General features: G+C 48.1%; 13 protein-coding genes. 3 read left to right on the top strand and 10 right to left on the bottom strand.

Going from position 1 to position 10,812, the window contains the following annotated elements:
- The 4 genes from WC647_06485 to WC647_06470 all read right to left on the bottom strand — a co-directional run.
- Positions 1-804: DUF3782 domain-containing protein (locus WC647_06485; protein ID MFA6221944.1), on the bottom strand; the 804-nt coding region annotated here is incomplete at its 3' end.
- Between the two features lie 494 nt (positions 805-1,298).
- Positions 1,299-1,940, bottom strand: coding sequence for a hypothetical protein (locus WC647_06480; GenBank protein ID MFA6221943.1), 642 nt, complete (start codon positions 1,938-1,940; stop codon positions 1,299-1,301).
- Between the two features lie 46 nt (positions 1,941-1,986).
- Positions 1,987-2,295, bottom strand: coding sequence for a hypothetical protein (locus WC647_06475; protein ID MFA6221942.1), 309 nt, complete (start codon positions 2,293-2,295; stop codon positions 1,987-1,989).
- Positions 2,296-2,370: 75 nt separating this feature from the next.
- Complete coding sequence (locus WC647_06470) at positions 2,371-4,224, bottom strand: hypothetical protein (GenBank protein MFA6221941.1); 1,854 nt, start codon at positions 4,222-4,224, stop codon at positions 2,371-2,373.
- 340 nt (positions 4,225-4,564) lie between these two features.
- Here WC647_06470 and WC647_06465 point away from each other — a divergent pair, with 340 nt between their 5' ends.
- Both WC647_06465 and WC647_06460 read left to right on the top strand, forming a co-directional pair.
- Complete coding sequence (locus WC647_06465; protein ID MFA6221940.1) at positions 4,565-4,855, top strand: hypothetical protein; 291 nt, start codon at positions 4,565-4,567, stop codon at positions 4,853-4,855.
- A 485-nt stretch (positions 4,856-5,340) separates the two neighbouring features.
- Positions 5,341-5,577 (top strand): type II toxin-antitoxin system HicB family antitoxin, encoded by a 237-nt coding sequence (locus WC647_06460; GenBank protein ID MFA6221939.1) that lies wholly within the window; start codon positions 5,341-5,343, stop codon positions 5,575-5,577.
- 154 nt (positions 5,578-5,731) lie between these two features.
- Here the strand turns inward: WC647_06460 and WC647_06455 are convergent, their stop codons facing one another.
- The 4 genes from WC647_06455 to WC647_06440 all read right to left on the bottom strand — a co-directional run bounded on the left by WC647_06455 (position 5,732) and on the right by WC647_06440 (position 7,436).
- On the bottom strand, positions 5,732-6,028 hold the full coding sequence (locus tag WC647_06455) for a nucleotidyltransferase family protein (protein ID MFA6221938.1): 297 nt from the start codon (positions 6,026-6,028) through the stop codon (positions 5,732-5,734).
- Between the two features lie 56 nt (positions 6,029-6,084).
- Positions 6,085-6,342: a DUF2442 domain-containing protein gene (locus WC647_06450; protein MFA6221937.1), complete on the bottom strand. Its 258-nt coding sequence runs from the start codon at positions 6,340-6,342 to the stop codon at positions 6,085-6,087.
- Between the two features lie 519 nt (positions 6,343-6,861).
- A complete protein-coding gene (locus tag WC647_06445) occupies positions 6,862-7,056 on the bottom strand; it encodes a DUF2283 domain-containing protein (GenBank protein MFA6221936.1) in 195 nt (64 codons plus the stop codon).
- The gene (locus tag WC647_06440; protein MFA6221935.1) at positions 7,053-7,436 is read right to left on the bottom strand and encodes a DUF4258 domain-containing protein; all 384 of its coding nucleotides are present in this window, start codon (positions 7,434-7,436) and stop codon (positions 7,053-7,055) included. The genes WC647_06445 and WC647_06440 overlap by 4 nt, the downstream gene beginning before the upstream one ends.
- Before the next feature lie 245 nt (positions 7,437-7,681).
- On the opposite strand from WC647_06440, the gene WC647_06435 reads away from it, so the two are divergent.
- Positions 7,682-8,146 carry a DUF3782 domain-containing protein gene (locus WC647_06435; protein MFA6221934.1) on the top strand — a complete coding sequence of 155 codons (465 nt, stop codon included), beginning with the start codon at positions 7,682-7,684 and terminating at the stop codon, positions 8,144-8,146.
- A 404-nt stretch (positions 8,147-8,550) separates the two neighbouring features.
- Here WC647_06435 and WC647_06430 read toward each other — a convergent pair whose 3' ends face one another.
- Together WC647_06430 and WC647_06425 are read right to left on the bottom strand one after the other, a co-directional pair.
- Positions 8,551-8,775: a hypothetical protein gene (locus tag WC647_06430; protein MFA6221933.1), complete on the bottom strand. Its 225-nt coding sequence runs from the start codon at positions 8,773-8,775 to the stop codon at positions 8,551-8,553.
- Positions 8,776-9,060: 285 nt separating this feature from the next.
- Positions 9,061-10,737, bottom strand: a complete 1,677-nt coding sequence (locus WC647_06425; GenBank protein MFA6221932.1) for a long-chain fatty acid--CoA ligase — start codon at positions 10,735-10,737, stop codon at positions 9,061-9,063.
- Between the last annotated feature and the right edge of the window lie 75 nt (positions 10,738-10,812).

The raw sequence follows: 10,812 nt of genomic DNA, 5'->3' as shown, positions 1-10,812 counted from the left end.
AGATGCGTAGGAATAGGCGATTATACCCCGATCCTTGATAAATTCATTGGCCTTTTCATCCATCATCGGTGAAATTACTACTAGGGCGTTGGCCTTTTTGTTGTGTTTTTCCTCGTAAAATTTGGCTTTTTTGACAAAAATGGCTACTTCATCCCCACTGACGGATGCTTTTATTTCAATAACAAACAACTTGCCGTTTGTTACAACTATATCCAGTTCAACTTGCGCCGGCCATCCAAAGACTACCCCATCCGTATCGTTCTCAATGACATTTAACACCTTGTAGTGCGTGGCTTCTTCGAGTATGCCTTTTAATGCGTTTCGAAACGATTGTTCCGATCTTGTTCCCCAACGGGTCCCCAAAGAGCCTACAGTTTCAGTGAAAAGGCTTCTTAGTTCCTTGTTGTTGATTTCAACTATTTTTATGCTCGCAAGAATTTCATTGATATTCTTTTGGTTTTCTTCCCATCTGCGATTGTGTTCAGCCCTTTCCTTAGTGCTTTCTTCCCATTTGCGGTCATTTTCCACCAACGTTTTTTGGGTTTCATCCCATTTACGGTCGTTTTCCTCTAGCTTCTTTTGGGTTTCTTCCCATTTGCGATTGTTTTCGGCCCACCGCTCATCGCTTTTCTCGCGTGCGATACGAATTTCATTCATCATCCGGTCGAAACGCTCGTCGGACGATTCTTTCCCCAAAAAACGATCCGAGACTACGTTATTCACGGCGTCACGGACTTCTTCATTTGAATTGATGGATTCTGCGACTTGTTTTTCGAATTTGTCTTTAAAGCTTATTGATTTCATGACCCGCCCCTATTTTGTTTCCAATTATAATAGCATCCTGGCGCAAAAAGACAAGAATTGCTAACAGAATGGAATGTTCACCCGCGTAGGTCTGCCTGTAGCCGACAATCGGCATGGCGCATGTTCGACGGTGGGAGAAGAATGGCGGGCACGGCCCGCCCTACGTAAAACCACATCCATGTCATCTCGAGCGAGCGTATAGCGACGAGAGATCTATCCCGCAACGGTGTTTATTAACCTCGGCGCCCTACCCACGGCGATGCCGTGGGCTAACATATCATGCCCCCGTTGGGGGCGGTCAGACCATGCATGGTAACCATTCGGCCCCTCGGCCATAACCGTTTTTACCCCGACAGGGGTTACATAATTCAGCCCCCGGCCTCGCCGGCGGAAGTGGCCGTAGGTCTTTTCAGTGAATGGTCGGTTTCGCTCGGGGGTTGAAATGGCCTTGATTGCCGCCCCGGGGGGGGGCAAGATTTTGAACGCCGCAGCGGTTAGAATTCGGTAGGTTTAAAGCCGGGTTCGTTCATAACGTCCATTAACTCCGTGCCCACGGCAAGCACAAGTATACCATGCCGCGATGCGTATTTGATCAAACTCTCGTCTGCGTACAATGAAGCTAACGAACCAATGATCCTTTTACTTTTATGTTCAGGGAAGTATTCCCGAAAGTCCGAAATAGTATCCAATAGTTCAGGAATGTCCGTTGGCCGAAGCTTACTTTTCGTCTCAGTTACCATAACGTATTCCCCGCACTCGGCTATAACGTCAAACTCTTTTCGTCGGCTTCGGTCTTTTGAATGAAATCGCTCCACCCTCTCGGATTTGATGCAGTTACAAGACCCAGCGCAGCCAACAACTTCCTGAAGGATGCGGCATATACTTGGCGCCACAAGATCTTCGGCCATGCGACCCTGCTTGTTCGCAATTTCGCCTAGTTTTTTATTAAACTTGTGATTCTGAAAACTCATCTCGTCCCTGAATTGCTTCATCTCATCCTTCATCTCTTCTTTGAAGGCCGCCATCTCCAGGGACGTTTGCGCAGCTATCCTGGAAGTGTTCTCAGACGTTGCAATCAGATCGGCCATCATTTCTTCAAGGCTTCTCACACGTTTGTCCATTAACGGGATGTTCATGTTTGCCTCCTTACCCCCTTGTATACTCGTTCTTAGGATGAATTATTTAGGAGCGTACGTCAAGAATGGAATGGTGGGCACGGCCCACCCTACGTAAGAACACACCGACGTCATCTCGAGCGAGCGTAGCGACGAGAGATCTTACCAGGTAGCGAACAGGCATTACCTGCAGGGTTACAGCGTCTAAGCCACCTGGTTGGATTTCTCCCAGGGGTCGAAATGACATCCAGGTTGAGCCGTAGAAGTTCAAGGTTTTGAACCCCTTCAATGTTTCTACCACCATGTCTTCACGTAGGTCGGCCCATGGCCGACAATTGGATTTGTACGGATTCGATGGGGAAAGAATGGCGGGCACGGCCCGCCCTACGTACAAGAAAAAAGCCCGAAGGCTAAATGCCAACGGGCTTTTGGATTCAACTAAGTTAAAGACTTAGAATGTGATATTGAATGAGCCGTGGAGGGCTTGAATGGCGTCACGTCCAAACATCAACCCCTGTCCTTGGACACCAAGGCCCGTGCCACCGGTAGTCTGAGCCGTGAATGCGCGGTAAGCCGTATCAAACCAGGGGCCGACTGACCAATAAGAATACTTGAGATTCATGCTCAGGTTTTCAAGCAGTTTCCAGTCAACGCCTGCCTGCGCTTCCCAGCCGATGAAGTTGTCATCAGGATACGGATTCATATTAGCCGCATCGCCGCCAAGCGCAGCCGCTTTCCAAGCCTGCGCCGAAGCTACGCTAACGCTTGCGCCACCGCCGTTAACCGTTCCGGTTGTGCTATTTACAGCCGCCAGCTTACCACCAGCCCAGTAACCGGCCGTCTCGAGGCGCCTTGCCCACATGTAAGTTCCAAACAGGTTCAAGTTCGCCGCGGCAGCGTAATCGACTCTAGCGGCGAGCACCATCCCATCGCCGAGTTGTCCAGTTCCGTCTGCATTGAAGGTGTCGTTTCCACCACCGTATATCGGGAACATCAGGAAGCTATATGGGTCCAAAACCTGGTAGTTAACCGGATTCGCAGCGTAAACTTTTCCAAAAGCCGCAGCGCCAGAGGATATCCTGGCACCGTTGTTTAGCACTGGACCGGAAGATTGCGCCCACATAAGGCTCAACTTTCCAGGTCCGCACATCACGCCTCCCTCGGCAAAAGCGTTATACAGTTCTACATCTGTGCCATAGTAACCCACCCTGCGAACATCCTGGGTTCCGCATGCATACTCTGCGTTCAGGAAGAAGCGTCCGTTGTTGTACTTTCCAAAGCCAAGATAAAGCGGGGAAGTATAATCATAAGCAGTAGTAGGCGAATTAGGAACGTTGTAATGACGTTGTTCATATACGGCTGCCCCGCCTAATTGCACTGGACCATTGTCGTATGTGAACAGGAAGCCTCCGTAAAAATTGGCCTTTCTGTCTTTGTCAGGAACGGTTTCCCAGCTTGCGGCGCCAATCCTGTTTCTCGCCAACCAATTTCCCCACATAAGCCTGAACGGCCCATAAGGAACAATCATTAGGAAAGCTTCTGATACGCTATTATTCGCGAAGTTCGTGCCTGTGCCGAAGGGGAAGTCCTTGGCGCCGATTGATATGATGAAAAGAGGAAGCTGAATTGTAGCCCTGACCTGTTCCCAGCTACCGATCGCCGCGGTGTTGTAGGCGCCTTCATGAGTCTGCAGGGTATAATAGCGCTCGAAAGGTGGGGTGCCAGCGGAAACTTGCCCATAGGCATCCGACGTGTTTTGAGCGTATTTGTTCCGAAAACCACCAACAGTGTATACGCCGTGCACTCTAATGGCGTTGTTCACTCTTATGGAGGGAACAAAGGTCAAGCGTTGGTCGTTGTACAGCGCGTCGCAACCATAACGAGAAAAACCGCCTCGTGTAACTACTACTCCGGCGCTAGCCGCGTCGTCAGCCAGTCTTGGAGCCGGGCCTGTTGGATTACTGAACCCATTATTGTAATAGTTGGGTCCAGCGAAACCAACGTAGTTCGAGTTGGCAGTTGCTGGCACGGCCCCAGCTATCCCGTAAGCGGTCCTAGCAGACAATGTCGGAGGCAGCGTGGTCGTAGCCCATGTTTGGGCCACTGGTCTTTGAACCTCGAAACTATTGTTAATTCCGCCGTCCTGCACGAAAGCTTGACCGAAGAGGTCGTTATTACCCGATCGAGTAAAATACCTGAGCCGGTATTCGTACTCGCCCGTCATGGTGAATTCCCATGCGAAACTGGGCGCGACGAATACGACAACCAACATCGTCGCTAAAATGCCCAACCAAAGTTTCTTCATCTCTCTTCCTCCCAATCCAAAATAAAATTGCCCGAAGGCAGTTAAAACCATATCGCCATACAACTTTCGGGAGGCCTCATACCGCCAGTTTCCCTCGGATCCGGCCAAGATCTTCGAGAAATAGCGGCTCAGCCTTTTTATACGGCGAACCTTTAGTTTTATTCAAGCCTAATATTTTGACATTCTTGTAACATGGAAAATGAAGGAAAGTCAACAAGAAAATTTTAACTGAATTCTAACAGGGCGGATTTTTTTGTGAAGGGCTATTTTCATTGAATTTTGTTCGTACATTTTTGATAGATTTTAACATATTTGTGGAGGGATGGGAAGACGAAATCGAATGAACGGTAATGCCGGTTTCAAGGGGTTCAAGATTTTGAACCCCTACGAGACGCGATGTGTTTCCACATATCATTATGTTCCGAGGGGTGGACGGAAAATCCCATCCGCAATGAACCATTCCCACGGCGATGCCGTGGGTTATTATGACGCCGCCCCTACGGGGCTATTGAGGTCGCACTGTGTTAACATCGCCGGAGTTTTGACCCCGGAGGGGTCACGCAGAATAGCGCATAGCAACGCTATGGGTAGCCGGATGGATCACAACCCCACCAGCCGGAATCATCTGTAAAGGGCCTCCTCGTTTGTCATTTCGAGCGAGCGCAGCGACGAGAAATCCCGCCAAACGCTGTTTGTGATTATGGAGGGCTATTGGGGAATCGAGCGACGGGATGGATTTCTCCCAGGGGTCGAAATGACATTGGGGGGCTTTATATTCAGGATGCTTTCTTGAGCCGCTCCGCTATCCAGAGCTTAATAATGGATTGCCTCGGCACACCCAAAAGCCTAGCTTCCTTGTCCAGTAACTGAATCATCCACAAGGGGAAATCCACATTTATCCTTTTTTATTCCTATTTCGGTCTTCGAGCCGTAGGGATGTCTATATACTGGGAAAAATCAACCCCCGCATCGAATTTGTCGTCAAACTCCTGTGCTGTCATACACGTTAAATTGAAATTATTGAGCGATACGATCGATTATTTTCGTCATGCGGGTCATGATTATAGTATCTTATAGGAATGTTTAACTTAGGTTTCGGCCATGAGGAAGTGAACCATGGAGAAGATCCTCAGAATACGTGTCGAGAGGTTGCCCGAAGGTGTGTACCTTGCGACCTCGGAAGATTTGCAGGGGTTGGTGGCCCAGGGGCGCACAGTTACAGAGACCATGGAAATAGCGCGTGACGTGGCGCGAAAATTGCTGGAAGCCAGGTCTGAGCGCAACCAATCGACGCCATTGGAGGTAGTCGCCGACCAATTTGAGTATCCTTTGATTGTCGGATGCGGAAATTAAATGGGCAAACTTGGCGGCTTTCGTTACTCTCCGAGCGATTTTGAAGCAGGCGGGTGTTGAGCCCGATGATTTTCTAAAAAGTCGCGCATGATGTCGTTTCCAATTCCGCATTTCGAGTGCGTCAAGTATATCCCGAATACGGAAAAGCAGTTGTCTAGGCGGCACGGACCGCCTCACTCAAAACTTGGTCTCTGAAAGCCTTGCTCAATGCGTCAGGAGTGGTCAAATCGACAGATCTTCCTAGAATTTCCGACAGCGTTCGTTGGAGACGCGAGAATTCGAAAAGGCCAATATGCGCTGTTGATTCGAACTCTACAAGCATGTCCAGATCACTATCCGGACCCGCTTCACCCCTGACAACAGACCCGAAAACGTAAAGCGCCTTGATGTTGTAGATTGCTAGGCTCAAGCGGTTCTTGCTCAGAATTGTCCGGATCTCCTCAACTTCCATTTATGGGCCTCCAAATCCTTGGGGACCAATTGAGGTTGGTGTTTCATTAGTCTGAATCAGGAAAGCACCCATTCCCCCTTCCGGCTTATAGCTCCATACATGGCGTCAGGAGCCAGATCGATATTTCCCGGCCAGGACACAAATCCGTCGGTTACTCGTATTTGTTGAAAAATAGTTGGATCAGCCAGTTTGGCAAAGACTCCGTGAAGATGCGTAGGTAGTATCTTCACTCTTCCTGAGGCGCCGTCAGCAAATTTGACTGTAAATTCCAAATGCTTTGTTACTTTTGCCTCTACGACATCGTAATAGGTCATTGTTCGAAACCTCTTACTGTAGTGGTTCGATAGGACTTGGGACGTGGTGTTGCCTGGGGAGGGCCATGGTCGTCGAAAAACATTCTGATAACAATCCCGTAAAATAGGCTAATTGTTGGCATAATTTATGGCCCTATTCCGTGTCGTTCCAGGCATGACTCAGTCGCCGCATTGTTTAAATTAGCGTACCATATTTGACAATCGGCATCAACTTCTCGTTCGTATTGGATATTAATGGGTTTGACAATATTTGGACGATCTTCGCGTAGAAAGAATGGTGGGCACGGCCCACCCTACGTAAGAATATCCCCAATGTCATTTCGGGCGCATCGACGGGAAATCTTGCCAAACGCTGTTTGGCAAGATGGTTGGTCATGTTGGTATTGCGGCACGGTGGCCCCCCACGACGACGCCGTGGGAGAACGAAACCAATACCGTAAATTGTACATCTTGTGAGAATTTATATGTTGGACAGCCCGTGCTGTCCAACATTAACCTATCAAATCTTTGAGCCGTTAATCATGCCACCTTAAATTGTAATGTCGCATAGTCCGGAACCTTCTTCGAAGCGTCAAGGATTTCCAGGCTGACCAAGTCCCCCTCTTCGTCGTAATCGAGGATAACGCCATTCTTGCCTTCATCACTCTCCGCAACTGGTCCAGGTTTGAAGACTACCGTGAGGGTATCGGTATTGGAATCGTATGTCACGTTCATTGTTGGACTCCATATTTCTCCAGTTTACTGGTTTTGTAGGCTGTCACTATTACTGGAGGATTTCTATCAACATCAACAAATATTCTTAATAAAGCAGACTTGCGGGAAATCTCCGAAATGACGAGGCCCTGAATAACGACACGGCCTTCTCTCGACGGCGCTATGCTTAAAGGGTTGGCGAGAACCTCACGGATGTCTTTAGGCGTTATTCCCCTGCGGTTGATCTGATTTGCGGCATGATCCGAAAACACAGCCAAAGAAAAATTATTTGTGTTGTTATAAGCCACTCCAAATATCCTATGCTCTTTGTTTATGGTGTAGCGCCTCGGCCTATTGTACACAAAACCGGTTTTTTTGCTAATGTCCTCGATCAATTTCACACTATTTGTCTGTATTGAGAACAGCCCATAGCGACACTATGGGTTATGGGTTACGGTCATGGATAGCGAAAGGTTTCCCACGGCGCTCGAAATGACATCGAGAGCCTCCATTACACACACGGTAATACCGTGGGGGCGCCGTTCATATTGATGGACGCCTGGGACCAAGGCTGTTATAATGATTATAAATACAACAGGGGTGGGTCATGAAATCGATTAACTTTAAAGACAAAATCTAAAAAGAAATCGTCGAAACAATTCAAACAAACGAAGGGGTTCACGACGCGATCAATAACGTCGTAAAGGAGAGGTTCGTAGAGAAAGAGACGTTTGAGCAACGCTGGGAGAAAAGCCAGAAACGATGGGAACAAAATCAAAAGGCAATTAATGAAACTCTTTCGAAGATGAAGATTGTCGAAATTACCGATGAGATGCTTGAAGATCTCTTTGCATCCACCGTTGGCGCTCTTGAAGCTCGATGGGGGATGGGGCCCGAAAAATCATTCCACAACGCATCGATAAGAATCTTCAAAAGAAACACCGACTTGAAGGTAATGCACGTTGTTGAACCCGATGAAGATGGAATCGTTTTCGGACGGCCGGAACAGATTGAACTCGATATCGTATTAAAAAATGGCAAATTCCTGATTATGGAAATTAAATCGAGCTTGAGTAGAGCCGATGTCATCTTGTTTGCGAAAAAGGCGTAATTTTACCAGGAAAGACTTAACAAAAAAGCGACGGCTCTGGTCATGATTTCTCCGATGATAGACGAAAACGCCCAGGATTATATCAATCATTTCGGGATAATCGCTTATTCTTTCGCCACTGAGGTTGACCCTGTCCTTCTGGATTGAAAGCCCCCCGATCAAGATGAAATAAGCGGTACAGAATCATGAAATGCAGAGCAGACATACGGGGCTGGCCCTAGGCCATGGGGTTCAAGATTTTGAGCCCCTACGCGAAGCGTGGTGTTCCCCCATGTCATTTCGAGCGAGCGAAGCGACGAGAAATCTTGCCAAACGCTGTTTGTGATTATGGAGGGCTATTGGGGAATCGAGCGACGGGATGGATTTCTCCCAGGGGTCGAAATGACGTGGAGGGGGCTTTATATTCAGGATGCTTTCTTGAGCCGCTCCGCTATCCAGAGCTTAATAATGGATTGCCTCGGCACACCCAAACGCCTGGCTTCCTTGTCCAGCAACTGAATCATCCACAAGGGGAAATCCACATTTACCCTTTTTTGTTCCTGTTTCGGTCTTCGAGCCGTAGAGATGTCCATATACTGGGAAATATCAACCCCTGCATCGAATTTGTCGTCAAACTCCCGTGCTTTCATATATTTCCACCGAATTCAACCAGAATAGTATAGGTAATATGCCTCATATATACATACTGTCAACTATTTCTCCGACAATTTTGAATCCGTTGTCATTTCGAGCGAGCGCAGCGACGAGAAATCCTGCGAGGCGCTCTTTTCGCAACATGGTTGGTTATGTTGGTATTGCGGCACGGCGCCACACAGCGTCCGCTACATTCTCACTTGCAACCTTTGTTCTCATTTTCCGCCTCCTGACAGAGCGGGCAATTAACTTGAAAACAGTCGTTCATGTAGTGCCCTGACCTACTTGCCGGAGCCAGCCTTGGGTTGATTAGCGGCCCTTAGCTCCTTACGGAGGATTTTACCTATTGCGCTCTTGGGAAGACTATCGACGAATTCCACATACTTTGGAACCTTGTACTTCGCAAGGTTTTGCTTGCAGTAGTCGATGATTTCTTCGGTGGTGGCCGTTTCCCTTTCTTTGAGCACTACATAAGCCTTGATCCGCTCGCCTGAATAATCATCTGGAACGCCTATCGCACAAGCTTCAAGGATTTTGGGATGCGAGAATAGGACTTCATCCACATCTCGTGGATAGATGTTGAAACCACCCGAGATGATCATGTCTTTCTTTCGATCCACGATGGTGAAATAACCTTCTTCATCAAAAATAGCTATATCACCAGTCAACAACCAGCCATCCTTGAGAGTCAGGGCTGTTTCGTCCGGCTTATTGATATATCCAATCATTACCTGTGGGCCTTTTACGCAAAGCTCACCGGGAGTCCCAGGTGTTGTAATCTCTTTGTCATAGTCATTCGCGTCTACCAGTTTCACGTCCGTATTGGAAAAGGGCAGACCTATGGTTCCAGGTTTGGTCTTGGCGCCATACGGATTCACATGTGTTGTCGGCGAAGACTCAGTAAGACCGTACCCCTCACAAATCTGTTTGCCTGTCAACCGCTCAAATTTCTTGATAGTCTCCATGGGAAGGGGCGCTCCGCCGGAGAAACATCCTTTGAGCGAGGCTAGATCATAATTTCTCAGTTCAGGAAAATTAATCATACCATTATACATTGTCGGCACAGCAGCGATAAATGTCACCCTGTATTTTTGAATAGCCTCAAGGATAATTTGCGGTTCGGGCTTCGGAATCAATACGTTTCCCCAGCCATAGAAAATTGCGCAATTCATAGCCGAGGTCATCCCGAAGGAATGAAAGAACGGCAGACACCCAATCACTGTTTCATTTCCTGGCTCGAAATCAGGGAACCATGCGTTAGTCTGTTGAACGTTCGATGACAGATTCTTGTGAGTCAATTGAACGCCCTTGGAAAGACCTGTGGTGCCGCCCGTGTAAAGAAGGCATGCCGTGTCATCCCATTTACATTTGTAAGTATATGTTGTTGAAATATCTTCCTTTACAAGGTCTGTGAACTCGAACATGTTTTCTGCGGCAGGAGTTTCGAGATGCATGCCCCTCCCTATTAGAGTAGGCAGATGGTTGAACGGAGAAGGCAGGTAATCACGAATATGGCACGAAATAATTTTAGTGATACTGGTTTTCTTTCGTAAAGCGATCATTCGAGGCACAAATAAATCCAGGGAGACCAGAAACTTCGACCCTGAATCATTGAACTGATGTTCCAGTTCCCGGTCCGTGTACAATGGATTGTTTGTGACAACGATCCCGCCGGCCCTTAACGTTCCATAAATCGCCACCACCATCTGCACAAGATTGGGAAGCAATGTGGCTACGCGATCACCCGACTGGAGGCCCAGCGAGATGAGCGAATTCGCGAACCGAGATACCATTTCGTCTAGCTGTTTAAAAGTCACCGTGGTACCCTGAAATAACAGGGCTGGATTGTCAGGAAACTGCGAAGCGCTTCTTGCAAGGGCTTCAGAAAGAGTGATCTCCTCCAACGTAATCTCCGCAGGCACATCTTTCCTGTAAGACTTCAACCAGATTTTCTCCATGACACGCTCCTCTCAATTAATGACTCTACGAACTGACGATGAACCTGCGGATCGCTTCGGCAGGTTCATCAATCA

This window comes from Desulfomonilaceae bacterium, assembly GCA_041662605.1.
In the GTDB taxonomy this organism is placed as follows: Bacteria; Desulfobacterota; Desulfomonilia; order Desulfomonilales; family Desulfomonilaceae; genus CAJBEZ01.
The sequence above is the reverse complement of the archived record's forward strand: the minus strand, read 5'-3'. Positions and strand labels throughout refer to the sequence as shown.